Here is a 16,630-nt window from a genome sequence, read left to right on the forward strand (position 1 = left end):
CATACGGGCGAGAAGCGCCTGCGGCCATGGCCGCGCGTTCTTCTCGCCGGCAGACGGCGCGCCGGCCGGCGCGCGGGGAGGGGTCGTAACGTGACGGATAGCTCGCAGAGCATGAGGCAGGCCGCGCGGCTGGACCGCGTGCCCGACATCGTGGTCATCACCGGCATGTCCGGATCGGGCCGCACGCAGGCGATGCACGCGTTCGAGGACATGGGGTACTACTGCATCGACAACCTGCCGCCGCGGCTGATATTGGACATCGCGAACGTCGTGGGCATCAACTCCGGCGTCGGCAGGCACCTGGCGGTCACGTGCGACCTGCGCAGCCAGGGGTTGTTCGACGAGATGTTCGACGCGCTGCGCCAGCTGGGGGAGCACGAGCTCACCGTGAAGCTGCTGTTTCTGGACTGCTCGGACGAGGTGCTCATTCGCCGCTACAAGGAGACGCGCCGCCGCCACCCCATAGCGCTGCCCGGCGAGTCGCTGGAGAGCGCCATCGGCCGCGAGCGCGAGCAGCTCTCCGTGGTGCGCGACCGCGCCGACCTGGTGATCGACACGTCGCGCATGCGCCCCGCCACGCTGCGCGGCAGGATCCGCCGCGCGTTCTCGGAGCTGACGGACCAGCAGCTGCTGGACGTGAGCGTGTACTCGTTCGGCTTCAAGCACGGCATGCCGGTGGAGGCGGACCTCATGATCGACGTGCGCTTCCTGCCGAACCCGTTCTACGACCCCACCATGCGCACCCTCACGGGAAACGACGACCCCGTGCGCGAGTTCGTGCTGGGAAACGACGTCACGAAGCGCTTCCTCGCCGCATGGGAGGGCCTGCTCGACGTGGTGATGCCGGGCTACATCGCCGAGGGCAAGGCCCAGCTGTCCATCGCCATCGGCTGCACCGGAGGCCAGCACCGCAGCGTCGTGATCGCAAACACCACGGCAAACTACCTGCAGAGGCAGGGCTACCACGTCACGCTGTCACACAGGGACCTCGCGCTGGCCGAGAAGGGCGCGGCGCCGCGCCCGTAGCCGCGCCACGGGGGATGGGAAAGAGATGTCGTTTACCGCGCAGGTCAAGGACGAGCTGTCGCGCGTGGAGGGGGAGTGCCCCCGCTGCGCGTACGCCCAGCTGTCCGCCATAACCCGCGTGTGCGGGACGCTGTCGTTTCGAGGCAGCGGACGCTACTCCATACGCGTCGCGACGGAGACCGGCGCCGTGGCGCGCACGATGATCAAGCTCACGCACGAGCTGTTCGAGCTCGAGACGCCGCTCACCGTGCGCCACTCCAACCTGCACAAGACCAGAAACTACCTGATAGAGATCCCGGAGCAGGACGAGCTCGAGGATGACCTGGTGCAGCTGGGAATCCTGGAGCGGGGCCACGGCCTCACCTCCGGCGTGCCCGCGCGCCTTGTGGAGCGCGACTGCTGCAAGCGGGCGTACGTGCGTGGCGCGTTCATGGCGGGAGGCTTCATAGCGGACCCGCGCGGTGACTTCCACCTGGAGATAGCGGTGACGGGCGAGGAGTTCGCGCGTCAGCTCATGGGCATCATGGCGGACCTGGGAGTCGAGGCGCGCCTGAACAGGCGCCGGGGGAGCTACGCCATCTACCTCAAGAGCTTCGACGAGATAGAGACGCTCCTGAGCGCCATGGGCGCCACGCGCACCGCGCAGGCGATAAACAACGTGCGGCGCGTGAAGTCGCTGAAGAACGACGTGAACCGGCGCGTGAACGCCGAGATCGCGAACCAGGCCCGCTCGACGGGCGCCGCGGCGGAGCAGCTGGAGCTCATCGCGCGGGCCGAGCGGCTGATAGGGCTGCGGGCGCTTCCGCCCGCGCTGAGGGAGTTCTGCCTGCTCAGGAAGGAGAACCCGGAGGTGTCGCTCGCCGCACTCGGCAAGAGGTGCAACCCCGTCTCCTCGAAGTCGGCCATGTATCATCGGGTGCTTCGTCTGCAACGTCTGGTAGAGGAGGCCGAGGGTACGGATGACCAATAATCAGGAGTCATTCGCCCCGGCCGAGGTTGCCCGCTCTTCTCGCCCATCTGGGCTTTTGGTGCCGTTCGCCGAAAAAATGCCCACAAATACATGGACAACCCAGTTTGTTACCGACATTTTTCGCCGATGAGTGTCTTTGCGAATTTGTTACGGACAAAAGTGGGTAAAATGCAAGGCAGTGCAAGTTCTTGCTGGTCGGCTCGGGGAAGGGCCTCGGGCGGCCTCGCGAAAGGAGTAAGCATGGCAGTTAAGGTTGCAATCAACGGCTTTGGCCGCATCGGTCGTCTGGCCTTCCGTCAGATGTTCGGTCACGAGGGCTCCGAGATCGTCGCAATCAACGACCTCACCTCCCCGGAGATGCTCGCATACCTGCTGAAGTATGACTCTACGCAGGGCAACTACTCTCGCGACCACGAGGTTACCGCCGGTGAGGACTCCATTACCGTCGACGGCAAGACCATTAAGATTTACAAGGAGGCTGACGCCAACAACCTGCCTTGGGGCGAGCTCGGCGTCGACGTCGTCCTCGAGTGCACCGGCTTCTACACCTCCAAGGCCAAGTCCCAGGCTCACCTGAACGCTGGCGCCAAGAAGGTTGTCATCTCCGCTCCCGCGGGCAACGACCTCAAGACCATCGTCTACAACGTCAACCACGAGACGCTGACCGCCGACGACGACATCATCTCCGCCGCCTCCTGCACCACCAACTGCCTCGCCCCGATGGCCAAGGGCCTGAACGACTTCGCGCCGATCGTCTCCGGCATCATGACGACCATTCACGCCTACACCGGCGACCAGATGATTCTTGACGGCCCGCAGCGCAAGGGCAACTTCCGTCGCAGCCGTGCCGGCGCGGAGAACATCGTCCCGAACACCACCGGTGCCGCCAAGGCTATCGGCCTGGTTCTCCCCGAGCTCAACGGCAAGCTCATCGGTGCCGCCCAGCGCGTCCCGACGCCGACCGGATCGCTCACCAACCTCTACGCCGTCGTCGACAAGGAGGTCACCGTCGAGGGCGTCAACGCCGCGATGAAGGCCTACTCCGAGAAGATCCCCGAGACCTTCGGTTACAACGAGGACCAGATCGTCTCTCGCGACATCGTCGGCATGACCTATGGCTCGCTGTTCGACGCCACCCAGACCATGGTCAACCCGCTTGGCAACGGCCAGAGCCTCGTCCAGGTCACCTCTTGGTACGACAACGAGAACTCCTTCACTTCCCAGATGGTCCGCACCATCAAGTACTTCGAGAAGTTCGTCGCCTAGTGACGCGCTCGCTCTAGGTAATCAAAGGGGTGCGGTCGCAGGTCCAAGGGCCGCGGCCGCGCCCCTTTTGTCTTGCAGGCAGTCCAATTTCGTAAGGAGTGTGCAAGTATGGCCTTTACCAAGAAGACCGTCCGCGACGTCGACGTCGACGGCAAGCGCATCATCATGCGCGTTGACTTCAACGTCCCCCTGAAGGACGGCGTCGTCACCGATGACACCCGCATTAAGGCGGCCATCCCCACCATCAAGTACCTCAAGGAGCACAACGCAGGCATCGTGCTCATGAGCCACCTCGGTCGTCCCAAGGGCGACGGTCCCGAGCCCGAGCTCTCCCTGAAGCCTGCCGCCGAGAAGCTGGCCGAGCTCACCGGCTACGACGTCAAGTTCGTGGACGACACCTATGGCGAGAAGGCCGAGAAGGCCGTCGCCGCTGTCAAGCCCGGCGACATCCTCGTCCTCGAGAACGTCCGCTTCGACAAGCGCGAGAAGAAGAACGACCCGGAGATCGCGAAGAAGCTCGCGTCCTACGGCGACATCTTCGTCCTCGACGCCTTCGGCACCGCGCACCGTGCGCAGGGCTCCGTCGTCGGCCCGGCCGCCTACATCCCGGCCGTTGCGGGCTTCCTGCTCGAGAAGGAGGTCGACACCCTGACCTCGATCTTCGCCGACCCCGAGCGCCCGTTCGTCGCAATCGTCGGTGGCTCCAAGGTCTCCAGCAAGATCGGCGTTCTCGACCACCTGATCGACTCCGCCGACACCCTGATCATCGGCGGCGGCATGGCATACACCTTCTTCCTGGCCAAGGGCTACACGGTCGGCACCTCCCTCAAGGAGGAGGACTGGGTCGAGCGCGCCGGCGAGATGCTGAAGAAGGCAGAGGAGAAGGGCGTCAAAATCCTGCTCCCCGTCGACAACGTCGTCGCAGACCACTTCGGCGAGGATGCCGAGGGCGAGGTCGTCGACTCCGACAAGATTCCCGACGACCGCATGGGCATGGACATCGGCCCCAAGACCCGCGAGCTCTACGCCGAGGCCATCAAGGGCGCGAAGACCGTCTTCTGGAACGGCCCCATGGGCGTGTTCGAGATGGACCAGTTCGCCGTTGGCACCAAGGCCGTCGCCGAGGCAGTTGCCGAGGTGAAGAGCAATGGCGGCACCTCCATCATCGGTGGTGGAGACTCCGTCGCGGCAATCAACAAGTTCGACCTTGCCGACAAGATGAGCTGGATCTCCACCGGTGGTGGCGCTTCCATGGAGCTCGTCGAGGGCAAGGCCCTTCCTGGAGTGGAGGCGCTTCTCGATGCGTAACCGTATGATCGCAGGCAACTGGAAGATGAACGAGACCTACACCGAGGGCGTCGTCCTCGCGCAGGGTCTTGCGAAGGAGCTCGCTGACGGCACCGGCGACGTCGACGTCGTCGTCTGCCCGCCCGCCGTCGACCTCAAGGGCGTCGCCGAGGTCATCGAGCAGGAGAACGCCCCCTTCGCGCTCGGCGCCCAGAACGTCTACTGGGAGGAGTCCGGCGCCTACACCGGCGAGACCGCTCCGAACATGCTGACGAACATCGGCGCAACGTACTGCATCATCGGTCACTCCGAGCGCCGCGGCTACTTCGGCGAGACCGACGAGGACATCAACAAGAAGGCCAAGGCCCTGATGGCTCACGGCATCGTTCCCATCAGCTGCTGCGGCGAGCCCCTCGAGGTCCGCGAGGCCGGCAAGCACGTCGAGTTCGTCGTCGACCAGATCAAGAAGGACACCGAGGGCCTCGAGATCACCGACCCCTCGAAGTACGTCGTCGCCTACGAGCCCATCTGGGCCATCGGCACCGGCAAGACCGCCACTGCCGACGACGCTCAGGAGGTCTGCGGCGCCATCCGCAAGACCCTCGCCGACATCTTCGGCAAGGAGACCGCCGACGGCATCCGCGTCCTCTACGGCGGCTCTGCGAAGCCCAACAACGTCGCTGGCTTCCTCGAGAAGGAGGACGTCGACGGTGCCCTCGTGGGCGGCGCGTCCCTCAAGGCGGATTCCTTCGCCGCTATGGTGAAGGCTGCCATGTAGCCTTCGCTCTGCGAAGAAGCAGGGGAGAAGAGCAAGTCACGGGGTTATAGCCCCACTGCCTGTGTTATTCTCTTCTGTCGTGTGAAGCAAGTTAGGCTGGCGTCGCACATGCGATGCCAGCCTTTTTCTAAAGGAGAACCACGTGGGCGCACTCAATGTATTCCTTCTGATCGTTCTTGCCGTGTCTGCCGTGCTTACGATCATCCTCATCCTCATGCACTCGGGCAAGGGCACGGGCGTCTCGGACATGATCGCGTCGTCCATGTACAACTCTGCCGCCGGCTCGGGCATCTGGGAGAAGAACCTCGATCGCCTGACGGTCTTCACCACCATCGTCTTTGGCGTCACCATCTGCATCCTTGCGCTCACCTTCCCTGTCGGGACTATCGGCTAGGATTCAGAGCATCTCAAAGGGCATGGGGCGTCCGCTTGTGCGGGCGCCCCTTTAGTTATGCGGCTGCGCTGCCAAGGTCTAGGTAACGCAATGCTCATGTACGCCATGCCACTTTCACGCGAGCCCTTCTCGTGCGATGCGCTTGCGACAAGCGATTCGTCCGTGGAAAACGGCTTGCGCGAACATGGTAAACGATGTGTTTCTCAACCATCGGAGACTTGTTTCCTACCGTTTCTAATATTTCACACATGTAAACTTTGCCCGTCGCTAATCATTTGAAATCCAGCTGTTCGATTTGTAAAACAGCAGCGTACGGCCATGATTAGGTCAATATTTCCTTCGTCATGATAAGACCGACCAGATATTATCGTTTGCATTGGCATGCATATTGAACGAAAATCAAAAAAGTCGGATAGGGGTCTTCGACCCACGCCGGCAAGGGCGGCCAGGCGTTGCCACTGGTCGTGAATCGGAAATAGGAGGATAGTATGGCAGACAAGCTCATGATGGGCCGTCGCTCCTTCGTGAAGGGCGGCCTGGCCGCAAGCGCACTCACTGCGCTCGCAGCCTGTGGCAAGAAGAGCGATTCCGGTGCGTCCGGTTCGAACGACGGCAGCATGAAGTTCTACATCAACGACCCCGTCGCTATCGACCCCTATAACACCCAGGAGTCCGAGGGCATGCAGGTCGAGCACATCCTCTTCGACTCGCTTTGCGACTATGACTGGGACAAGGAGGAGGTCGTTCCGAAGGCCGCCGAGTCCTGGGAGGTCAACGACGACGCCACCGAGTTCACCTTCCACCTGGTGAAGGGCGCGAAGTTCCACAACGGCGACAAGGTCACCGCGGCGGACTTCAAGCGCGGCTGGGAGCGCATCTGCGACCCCAAGATGCCGACTCCGTCCGAGATCAACTACCACCTCGCTCCGGTCGTCGGCTACGACGAGATGCAGAAGGGAACCGCCAAGGAGCTGTCTGGCGTCACCTGCCCCGATGACAACACCCTCGTCGTGAAGCTGAGCGCCCCGATGGCAGACTTCCCGTACATCTGCTGCCACCCCGCTCTTGCCCCGGTCCCCAAGGCCGCGACTGACGACCCCAAGAAGTTCCTGACCAAGCCCATCGGCAACGGCCCCTTCATGATGGTCGGCAAGTGGGAGTCTGGCCAGTACATCAACGTCAAGCGCTTTGAGGACTACTATGGCAAGAAGCCTTCGCTGAAGAAGATCTACTTCTCCATCCAGAAGGACCCGCAGACCGCCTTCAACGAGTTCGAGGCGGGCAACATGGACTTCACGTCCATTCCGACCGGCCGCATCAAGGACACGCAAAAGAAGTACGGCAAGTCCAAGGACGGCTATACCTGCACCCCTAAGCACCAGGTCATCACCGGTGCCGAGACGTCGATCTACTACCTGACGCTCAACCTGAACGACGAGACCATGAAGGACCTGAACGTCCGCAAGGCCATGTCGCTCGCCATTGACCGTCAGAAGATCATCGACAAGCTGTTCGAGGGCACCCGTAAGCCTGCAACGAGCTTCGTGCCGCCCATCATCGACGACAACGAGAAGGACCTCTGGGAGTTCTCGAAGTACGACAAGGATGCCGCGAAGAAGATCGTCGACGAGAACAACCTCGCCGGCAAGGAGATCACCCTCTCCTACAACTCCGGTGGTGGCCACGAGGACATCATGTCCGTCATCCAGGACAACCTGGAGGCCGTCGGCTTCAAGGTGAAGCAGTCCTCCATGGAGTGGGCAAGCTATCTGACCGCGCTTTCTGGCGGCAAGTATCAGGTCGGTCGTCTGGGCTGGATCGCAGACTATCCCACCATGGACAACTTCATCTACCCCAACTTCTACAGCACCGCTGACAACAACTACGCCAAGTACGTCAACACCGACGTGGACAAGGCTATTGATGCTGCGCGCCAGGTCACGGACGACGACGAGCGTAGGGAGAAGTACCGCGAGATCAACCAGATGATCGCCAAGGACCTTCCGGTCATCCCCATCATGTTCTACTCGCACAATCACGTCGCATCCGACAAGCTTGCGAGCTTCTACTATGACCCGCAGGGCAAGGCGGACTTCGCGAACGCAAAGCTTGCGTAGCAGGGCGTCGGCCTAATGTCGTAGTTCCTTAGACCTTTTTGCGTGGGGCATCGGAGACCCGGTGTCCCACGCTACTTTTTTCGAAACGCGTTTTATAGCAATATGGCCATTTGAATAACGCATGCCCACATTGGAATTTCAAGAATTGTCACTTGGCTATACTGACTATTGTTTGAATCTTGTCGGAAGGGGTTGCGCCGAGGGATTCAATGCGCATCTGTTGGACAAAACAAGGGGATTCCTAGTATGGGAAAATACATTCTCAAACGAGTTCTCCAGTTCATACCCGTGTTCCTGGGTGTGACGCTCATTCTCTTTGCGTTGGAGAACATCGTGCCAGGCGATCCGGTCAAGCTCATGGCGGGTGAGAAGAAGCTCGATCCCCAGACCGAGCTCAACCTTCGCGTCACGTACCACCTCGTCGAGACCGACGCCAACGGCAAGCCAATCCGCGACAGCAAGGGCAACACGGTGCCCACGCCGCTGTGGAAGCGCTACGGCCTGTACGTCAACGGTCTTCTCCACGGAGACCTCGGCACGTCGTACCAGCGCAAGGGACAGTCGGTCGCCTCCATCCTTGCGGCGAAGTACCCGTACACCATCAGGCTCTCGATAGTGGCCATCATCATAGAGACCGTCGTGGGCATTGGCGCGGGCATGGTCTCCGCACTGAAGAGATACTCGTTCTGGGACATCCTCGTGACGCTCGTAACGTCGATCATGGTGGCGATGCCCGCGTTCTGGCTCGGCATGCTGTTGCAGCTGTTCTTCGGAATCTTCCTGAAGGACTCGACGGGCGGAGGGTTCTACCTGCCGATCTCCGGTGCGGGCGGCCCCGCGGCCGAGTTCGATGACTGGGTGTACTATATCCTCCCCGCCATCACGCTCGCGGCCGTCTCCACGGCGTATACCGCGCGCATCATGCGCTCGCAGCTGCTCGAGGTCATGAACCAGGACTACATCAGGACCGCCCGCGCAAAGGGCCTCTCCCGCAGGGACGTCATCTGGCACCACGCGCTCAAGAACGCACTCATCCCCGTCGTCACCTACATCGGCATCGACTTCGGCGGCATGATGGCGGGCGCCATCCTCACCGAGACGGTCTTCAACTGGCCTGGCGTCGGCTTCGAGACCTACCGTGCCATCACGCAGCGCGACTGGCCCATCGTCATGGGATCCGTGACGGTCATCGTCGTGGTCGTCATGGTCATCAACCTCATCGTCGACATCTCGTACGCGTTCCTTGATCCTCGAATCAGGTACGGCGCCGGGAAGAACGAGTAGGGGGTGAGCGAAGTGGCAAAGGACAACAAGAAGGACGAGAAGGTCGTGGAGGCGCAGGCTGAGGCCTCCGGCCAGAACGAGGGGGATGCGTCCGCCCCCACCAGGACCCTGTGGGGTGACGCGTGGAAGCGCCTCCGCAGAAACAAGCTCGCCATCATCGCGGTCGTGTGGATCATCTTCATGGTCATCCTCGCGCTGAGCGCGGACCTTTGGGTGCCGCAGACGCTCGGCAAGCCGAACGCCCAGCTGTTCGACGTGCGCATGCCCATGAGTGCCAGGCACCCGTTCGGCACGGACCAGCTCGGGCGAGACGTGCTCTCTCGCGTCATCTACGGCGCGCGCATCTCGCTCGCGGTCGGCGTGCTCGCGACGGCGATCTCGACGGCCATCGGCCTCGTGATGGGCGCCATCGCGGCCTACTACGGCGGCATCTGGGACACGATCATCATGCGTCTCGCAGACATCTTCCTCGCGTTCCCGTACACGCTGTTCGTCATCGCGATGCTCGCCGTCATCGGCCCCGGCATCCAGAACGTGTTCATCGCCATCGGCATCCTCGGCTGGCCGTCCATTGCCCGCGTGTTCCGCTCCGCGATCCTCACCGTCAAGGAGAACGACTACGTCGACGCCGCGCGCTCCATGGGCGCGTCGGACCTCCGCATCATCGCGCGCCACATCTTCCCGAACTCCGTCGCGTCGATCGTCGTCTACGCGACCATGAACATCGGCGGCGCCATCCTCACCGAGTCGGCTCTTTCCTACCTGGGCATGGGCGTCGTTCCGCCCGATCCCTCCTGGGGAAGCCTCATCCAGTCTGGCCAGACCTACCTGAGCACTGAGCCGTGGCTCATGATCATGCCGGGCCTCGCCATCCTCACTACGGTGCTCGCCTTCACGCTCCTTGGTGACGGCCTGCGCGACGCACTCGATGTCAAGATGAAGGACGCATAAGACATGGCACGAAAGAAGAAGCAGGACAACTGGGTGGAGCTCAAGAGCCAGCCCGTTCCGGAGGGCTCGCACCTCCTCGAGGTCGACGACCTCAAGATGTACTTCCATACGCAGGACGGCGTCGTCAAGGCAGTCGACGGCGTGTCCTACACCCTCGACCGCGGCGAGACCCTCGGCGTCGTCGGCGAGTCCGGCTCGGGCAAGTCGGTTACCTCGCTCACCATCATGGGCCTCATCGACATGCCGCCGGGAAGGATCGAGGGCGGCGACGTCCGCTACCGCGGCAAGTCGCTGCTCAAGATGTCCGAGGCCGAGATGCAGCACATCCGCGGCAACGACATCGCCATGATCTTCCAGGACCCGATGACGTCGCTGAACCCGGTCTACACCATCGGCCGCCAGCTGAGCGAGGGCATGCGCCTGCACCTCGGCTACAGCAAGGACCAGGCCATGAAGCGCTCCATCGAGCTCCTCTCCATGGTCGGCATCCCCAACGCGGAGCAGCGCGTGAAGGACTACCCGCACGAGTTCTCCGGCGGCATGCGACAGCGCGTCATGATCGCCATGGCGCTCGCGTGCGACCCCGACATCCTGATCGCCGACGAGCCGACCACGGCCCTCGACGTCACGATCCAGGCGCAGATCATCGAGCTGATGCAGCAGATGCAGGAGAAGAACGGCAACGCCATCATCATGATCACCCATGACCTCGGCGTCGTCGCGGACGTGGCCGACAAGATCATGGTCATGTACGCCGGCTCCCCAGTGGAGTTCGGCACCGCCGAGGAGATCTTCTACGGCTCCATGCACCCGTACACCTGGGGCCTCATCCGCTCGATCCCCAAGCAGATCGAGGACAAGAAGCAGCCCCTCACGCCGATCAAGGGCAACCCGCCCTCGCTCGTGAACGCCCCGAAGGGCTGTCCCTTCTCGCCCAGGTGCCCCTACGCAAAGGACATCTGCCACCAGAAGAAGCCCGAGCCCTTCTACACGAGCACGGGCCACTACACCAAGTGCCACTTCGCCAACGACCCCGAGTTCGTCAAGGCCAACGCGCCCGAGACCTCCCGCTCCGTGGCTGCGAGGGCATCGAAGGGAGGCGAGGCGTAATGGCAGACGAGAAGAGCAGCGAGCCTCTGCTGCGCGTCGAGCACCTCACGAAGGAGTTCCCGGTCGAGTCCGGCGTCTTCGGACGCCGTGCCGGCGCGAAGAGGGTGCACGCCGTCGAGGACATCTCGTTCGACATCTACCCGGGCGAGACCTTCGGCCTCGTCGGCGAGTCCGGCTGCGGCAAGTCCACGACCGGCCGCACCATCATGCGTCTGAACAACCCCACCTCCGGCAGGGTCATCTTCGACGGCAAGGACGTCGCGAAGATGAAGAAGAGGGAGCTCAAGGAGATGCGCCGCAACATGCAGTACATCTTCCAGGACCCCTACGCCTCGCTCAACCCGCGCATGACCATCGGCGAGATCGTCTCGGAGCCGCTTGTCATCCACAACGTGATGCCCAACGCGAAGGAGCGCATGGACTACGTGCGGAGCCTTTTGGACATCGTCGGGCTGAACCCGGAGCACATCAACCGCTACCCGCACGAGTTCTCGGGCGGTCAGCGCCAGCGCGTTGGCATCGCCCGCGCGTTCGCCCTGCGTCCCAAGCTCATCATCTGCGACGAGCCCGTCTCCGCGCTCGACGTCTCCATCCAGGCCCAGGTGCTGAACCTCCTTTCCGACCTGCAGAAGCAGTTCGGGACGGCGTACCTCTTCATCGCGCACGACCTCTCCGTCGTGCAGCACATCAGCGACCGCGTGGCCGTCATGTACCTCGGCCACCTCATGGAGTACTCGGACTGGAAGTCGCTCTACGACGAGCCGTACCACCCGTACTCGCAGTCGCTGCTCTCCGCGGTGCCCATCCCGGACCCGGACGTCCAGCACAGCCGCAAGCGCATCATCCTGAAGGGCGATCCCCCCTCGCCGATCGACCCACCTTCGGGCTGTCCGTTCCACACCCGCTGCCCGATCGCGAAGGACGTGTGCTCCAAGGAAGTTCCGAAGCTGCGCGAGGTCGCGAGCGGACACTTCTGCGCGTGCCACTTCGCGGAGCCGCACCCCATCAAGGGCTCCGCGGTCGACCTGGGCACGGAGTAGGGCAGTCGCGTCACGTGCGGCGGTCGCGTGCGGGGAGCCGTCCCGCCAGGGTGCGGCAAAAGTTTTTGGAAATAGTTGTTGCACCAAAAGAATCGGCCGTGCTAATATAGCTCTCGCACAAACTCACGTCGGAGTGGCGGAATTGGCAGACGCGCTAGCTTGAGGTGCTAGTGACTGACTAAAAGGTCGTGCGGGTTCAAGTCCCGCCTCCGACACCACGTGAACAAGGGTCCCCATCGGTTCTGGCCGGTGGGGACTTTCCTTTTAGCATGCGCCCACCGAAGGAAACTCCCAGGCAAACAACCCGAAACGCATGGCTCCTAGCATGGGGGCAAAAGCCGGCGGATGCCGGCAGACGCGATAGGGGGCGCCCCATGATCAAGCAGGTGACCGTCTTCCTTCCCAACAGGCCCGGGACACTCGAGCAGATGAGCCAGACGCTCGGCGAGGCGAACATCCAGGTGATGGGCCTCATGGTGGCGGACTCGAGCGACTTCAGCTGCGTCCGCCTCATCTGCGACCAACCCTCGAGGGCGGCTGGCCTCCTGGGCGAGAAGGGCTTCCATGCGGAGCTGACGAACGTCGTGGCGACGGAGGTCCCCGACGTGCCCGGAGGCCTTGCGACGGTGCTGCACCGCCTCGTGAGCGCGGACCTCAACGTGGCGTACGCCTACTGCTGCAGCTTTGGCGGGCGCGTCGTCGACATCGTGTGCGTGCAGGGCGAGCCCGTCAACATCAAGCTGGCCCAGGTGGGCTTCACGGGCCTCACGGCGCTGGAGCTGGGTATCGCGGACTAGGCCCCTCCTCGGGCCAAGGCACCCGTGGCGGGCCGGGCCGCCTGCGCACGTTCGCTTACAAACGTCGCCCCGTCGGGGCGCCGCTCTGGGTATGCTAAGGACGTTGGCGTCCGCAGGCGGCGATTCGGGGGAGCGCGATGGCAGGCACGGGCCTTGGTTTCAGGCGGGTCGAGGGCATAGGCGAAAGGAGCGTCTCCGGCACGCTCGCGGGGCTCCTCTCGCTCACGAGCGACGCCGTGCTGGCGTTCGACGGCTTCGGGCGCATCCTCATGTCGAACGAGGCGGCGGAGCGCCTGTTCGGCCGCAAGGACCTCGTGGGCTCGGACGTGCGCGCGCTGTTTCCGCCGGCCGCCGGCGTGGTCCCGGAAGACGCCTTCGACGCGTGCGCCCTGCCCTTCTCGACGGACGGAAGCACGTCGTCGCTCGTGGTGGTGGGCGCCGCGGGCGCGGAGACGGGCATATCCGTGCGCTGCGACCGCGTGAGCGCGCCCGGCGAGACGTACCTCCTGGTGGCGTACGAGGACGACTCGCGCCAGGCGGAGGAGCGCGAGCACGACCGGCTGGTGCAGGAGCTCTCGCGCGCGAACCACCGGCTGTCCGGCACGCTGAGCATCGTGCTCGAGACGCTGGACTCGCGCGACGTGCAGACGCTGTTCAGCCGCGTGCTGGAGGAGATCACGGACACGATGGACGCGACGGGCACCGTGTTCTACGTGGCGGAGTCGGACGGCTACCACCTGCGCGGGACCAGCAGCTCGCTCGGCGAGGCGCGCGTGCCCAGGTTCATGTCGTTCGGGCGCACGATCGAGCGGCTCGCCTCGCAGGCGGGCCACGCGCTGAGGCTGCGCGTGATGGCGCCGGAGGGCGCGGACCTCAGGCGCGGTCGGCTGACGCGGCGCAACGTGGTGAACGAGGAGACGCGCGAGATCTACCACGTGATGTCGTCCGTGCTGCCCCCGTTCGCGAGCTTCATCGCGGTGCCCGTCTGGTTTGGCCGCCACCTGCTGGCGCTGATCGAGGTGGGCTGGGACCACGTGCACCCCATGCGCCGCGAGGACTCCGAGCTGCTGGACGCCGTGGCGCAGTACCTGTCCGTGCAGCTGGCGGGCGCGTTCTCGGCGATGCGCGCCCAGCGCGAGGCCGACCTGCGCGAGGCGGCCTCCGGCATCCGCGAGACCATGATGAGCGCGGGCCCGGTGGACGAGAAGAGCGTGGCCGATGCGCTGGAGGCGGCCTCGGGGGTGCTGGACGCGTCGTGCGTGCGGCTGGCAGAGGACGAGGACGAGCCCGGGCACATGCGCGCGACGCTTCCGGACGGCCGTACGTGCAGCCTGGCGGCGGACCTGGGCGCCGCGGAGGGCGACCAGGCGGGAAACGAGATTGTGGTGCAGCCGGTGCGCGAGGGATCCGCGCTGGCGTCCGCGCTGGTGCGGGAGGGCGAGCCGGCCGTGGGCGCCCTGGTGGACGCCGGCATGGTGGACGGCACGCGCTGCTTCTGCCTGGTGCTGCGCGAGGCGGACGCGGAGCCCCTGGACGACCTCGAGCTGAAGTTTCTGGAGCGCGTGGCGACGGACGCGTCCGGCCTTGCGCACGGCGACGAGGTGCGCCGCCAGGACAAGCACATCGCGCAGGCGCTGCAGACCGGCATGCGCAACGAGTTGCAGCGCGTGCCCGGCATATCTGCAGACGGCATCTACTCGTCCGCGACGCAGGCGGCCGTCATAGGCGGCGACTTCTACGACCTGATACGCCTTCCCAACGACCGCGCCTGCGTGATCATGGGCGACGTGTCCGGCAAGGGGGTGGAGGCCGCCTCGGTGAGCGCCGCCGTCAAGACGGCGCTCGGCGCGTACAGCTGGCAGGGCCTTGCCCCGGCGCACATGGTGAGGCTCTTGAACGAGTTCCTCCTGGGCTTTTCTCGGCTCGAGACGTTCGCGACGCTTTTTGTGGGCATGGTGGACCTGCGCGGCGGCAGGCTCACGTACTGCAGCGCCGGGCATCCGCCCGCGTTTCTGGTACGGGCGTCCACGGGCGCGATCGAGGCTCTGGACGTGCAGTCGGGCGTGGTGGGCGCGTTCCACGAGATGACGTACCGCAACGGGCGCGTGAGCCTGGGCACGGGGGACGTGCTGCTGCTGTACACGGACGGAACCACGGAGGCCCGCGCCACGGACGGTGCGTTCTTTGGCGAGGACGGCCTGCGCGACGCCGTGATGCGCGAGGCGCCGCGCGGCTTCGACGGGCTGCTGGGCCGGCTCCTGGACGCGCTGGACCGCTTTACGAGCCGCCACCTGGAGGACGATGTCGCCATGGTGGCGCTGCGCTTTGACCAAGTTGGCAAACGGCAGCAGCCGCGTGCTTAGCCGCGCCCGCGATGGGGAACAAGCAGGGTATGGAGACCATGCCCAACATAGCTCTGGTGCCCGTGGAGGGCGACCTGGACGTGACGACCGTGCCGCGCGTGCGGGACACGGTGGACTCGCTCATCGCGTCCGGCTGTCGCAGGGTCATCCTTAACATGGCGGGCGTGCAGTACGTGGACTCCGCGGGCATGGCGCTGCTGTTTAGGGAGATCCGCAGCATGCGGCAGGCGGGGGGCCTGCTTTCGCTCATCAACGTGGGCGACCGCGTGCTGCGCACGCTGAGGATCGCGCGAGTGGTGGACTTCGCGCCGATATCCGGCACGAACGCCCGGCCGGAGGTACCGGAGCTCGACCCCACCGTCATGCCCACGTGGCGGACGGCGCTTCGCGTGAACGCCGCGGACCTGCAGGAGACGCGTGGCAAGGTGGAGGCCCTGCTGAGGCGGATGCCCTTCTCGGATGACCAGGTGTTCGACATCACGCTGGCCATAGGCGAGGCCATGGGCAACGCCATCGACCATACGGACGGGCGGGACGCGCTGGTCACGGTGTCCGCCTATCCGGACCGCGCCGTGATCGACGTGACGGACCGCGGCTGTGGCATAAGCGTGCGACGGGGGCAGCTGCCCGCGCAGGAGCGCCCGAACGAGGAGCGCGGCCGCGGCATCAAGCTGATGCGGCTCCTGGCGGACTCCGTCACCATTCGCAAGCGCTCCGGCGGGTGTGGCACGCTGGTGCGCATCGTGAAGCTGGTGTAGGGCGGCGCCGGAGCCCGACATGCACAACACACCTTGGTCCCAAAAATATTACGGTCTGTACCTGCGGTTTTGCGTCCGCCGCGGGGTTCTTGCAAACAAATTTGAAATTCACGCTTGCATCGGACCGCCGCGTCACGTATATTATTCCTCGCGTTCGCGGGCTTAGCGCAGTTGGTAGCGCGCCACCTTGCCAAGGTGGAGGTCGCGGGTTCGATCCCCGTAGCCCGCTCCATGCATTCATCGGAGCCGGTTCACATCGGCTCTTTTCATATGGCGAGATGGCCAAGTGGTAAGGCAGAGGCCTGCAAAGCCTTTATCCCCGGTTCGAATCCGGGTCTCGCCTCCAACGAACGTGAAGGGCACCCTACGGGGTGCCCTTTTGTTATACGGTGGCACGGGCGTTGCGCGTGGGCGAGAAGGGCGTGCATGCCAGCCGGCGACACGAGCGGCATGCGTGCGGCCCCAGCCCCAAACGTGGAGAACCTATGT

General features: G+C 64.3%; 14 protein-coding genes and 3 tRNA genes. All 17 read left to right on the top strand.

Annotated elements, in window-relative coordinates; all coding sequences use genetic code 11:
* Positions 1–111 precede the first annotated feature (111 nt).
* The 17 genes from rapZ to ACTQWE_RS01505 all read left to right on the top strand — a co-directional run bounded on the left by rapZ (position 112) and on the right by ACTQWE_RS01505 (position 16,487).
* Positions 112–1,026, top strand: a complete 915-nt coding sequence (rapZ, locus tag ACTQWE_RS01425; RefSeq protein ID WP_441921211.1) for an RNase adapter RapZ — start codon at positions 112–114, stop codon at positions 1,024–1,026.
* A 25-nt stretch (positions 1,027–1,051) separates the two neighbouring features.
* The gene (whiA, locus tag ACTQWE_RS01430; protein ID WP_170104435.1) at positions 1,052–1,996 is read left to right on the top strand and encodes a DNA-binding protein WhiA; all 945 of its coding nucleotides are present in this window, start codon (positions 1,052–1,054) and stop codon (positions 1,994–1,996) included.
* A 240-nt stretch (positions 1,997–2,236) separates the two neighbouring features.
* A complete protein-coding gene (gene gap / locus ACTQWE_RS01435) occupies positions 2,237–3,262 on the top strand; it encodes a type I glyceraldehyde-3-phosphate dehydrogenase (RefSeq protein ID WP_090862606.1) in 1,026 nt (341 codons plus the stop codon).
* A 108-nt stretch (positions 3,263–3,370) separates the two neighbouring features.
* Entirely contained in the window at positions 3,371–4,570 is a 1,200-nt protein-coding gene (locus tag ACTQWE_RS01440) for a phosphoglycerate kinase (RefSeq protein WP_170104436.1), read from the top strand.
* Complete coding sequence (gene tpiA / locus ACTQWE_RS01445; RefSeq protein WP_441855994.1) at positions 4,563–5,327, top strand: triose-phosphate isomerase; 765 nt, start codon at positions 4,563–4,565, stop codon at positions 5,325–5,327. Before ACTQWE_RS01440 ends, tpiA begins: the two co-directional genes overlap by 8 nt.
* A gap of 142 nt (positions 5,328–5,469) precedes the next feature.
* Positions 5,470–5,721 carry a preprotein translocase subunit SecG gene (gene secG, locus ACTQWE_RS01450; RefSeq protein ID WP_441855992.1) on the top strand — a complete coding sequence of 84 codons (252 nt, stop codon included), beginning with the start codon at positions 5,470–5,472 and terminating at the stop codon, positions 5,719–5,721.
* Positions 5,722–6,209: 488 nt separating this feature from the next.
* Positions 6,210–7,838, top strand: a complete 1,629-nt coding sequence (locus tag ACTQWE_RS01455) for a peptide ABC transporter substrate-binding protein (RefSeq protein ID WP_441855991.1) — start codon at positions 6,210–6,212, stop codon at positions 7,836–7,838.
* A 246-nt stretch (positions 7,839–8,084) separates the two neighbouring features.
* On the top strand, positions 8,085–9,122 hold the full coding sequence (locus ACTQWE_RS01460; protein WP_170104440.1) for an ABC transporter permease: 1,038 nt from the start codon (positions 8,085–8,087) through the stop codon (positions 9,120–9,122).
* A 45-nt stretch (positions 9,123–9,167) separates the two neighbouring features.
* The gene (locus ACTQWE_RS01465) at positions 9,168–10,073 is read left to right on the top strand and encodes an ABC transporter permease (protein ID WP_328804359.1); all 906 of its coding nucleotides are present in this window, start codon (positions 9,168–9,170) and stop codon (positions 10,071–10,073) included.
* A gap of 3 nt (positions 10,074–10,076) precedes the next feature.
* A complete protein-coding gene (locus ACTQWE_RS01470; protein ID WP_441855989.1) occupies positions 10,077–11,183 on the top strand; it encodes an ABC transporter ATP-binding protein in 1,107 nt (368 codons plus the stop codon).
* Positions 11,183–12,223: an ABC transporter ATP-binding protein gene (locus ACTQWE_RS01475; RefSeq protein ID WP_441855987.1), complete on the top strand. Its 1,041-nt coding sequence runs from the start codon at positions 11,183–11,185 to the stop codon at positions 12,221–12,223. The genes ACTQWE_RS01470 and ACTQWE_RS01475 overlap by 1 nt, the downstream gene beginning before the upstream one ends.
* 127 nt (positions 12,224–12,350) lie before the next feature.
* Positions 12,351–12,441: transfer RNA gene (locus ACTQWE_RS01480), tRNA-Leu, on the top strand.
* 156 nt (positions 12,442–12,597) lie between these two features.
* Positions 12,598–13,020 carry a hypothetical protein gene (locus ACTQWE_RS01485; RefSeq protein ID WP_441855985.1) on the top strand — a complete coding sequence of 141 codons (423 nt, stop codon included), beginning with the start codon at positions 12,598–12,600 and terminating at the stop codon, positions 13,018–13,020.
* Positions 13,021–13,157: 137 nt separating this feature from the next.
* Positions 13,158–15,383, top strand: a complete 2,226-nt coding sequence (locus tag ACTQWE_RS01490) for a SpoIIE family protein phosphatase (RefSeq protein WP_441855983.1) — start codon at positions 13,158–13,160, stop codon at positions 15,381–15,383.
* Positions 15,384–15,421: 38 nt separating this feature from the next.
* Positions 15,422–16,141 (top strand): anti-sigma factor antagonist, encoded by a 720-nt coding sequence (locus ACTQWE_RS01495; RefSeq protein ID WP_441855981.1) that lies wholly within the window; start codon positions 15,422–15,424, stop codon positions 16,139–16,141.
* Between the two features lie 156 nt (positions 16,142–16,297).
* Positions 16,298–16,373 (top strand) — tRNA-Gly (locus ACTQWE_RS01500).
* Positions 16,374–16,413: 40 nt separating this feature from the next.
* Positions 16,414–16,487 (top strand) — tRNA-Cys (locus ACTQWE_RS01505).
* Positions 16,488–16,630: the final 143 nt, after the last annotated feature.

Source organism: Parafannyhessea sp. LCP19S3_B1, from assembly GCF_052121955.1.
In the GTDB taxonomy this organism is placed as follows: Bacteria; Actinomycetota; Coriobacteriia; order Coriobacteriales; family Atopobiaceae; genus Parafannyhessea.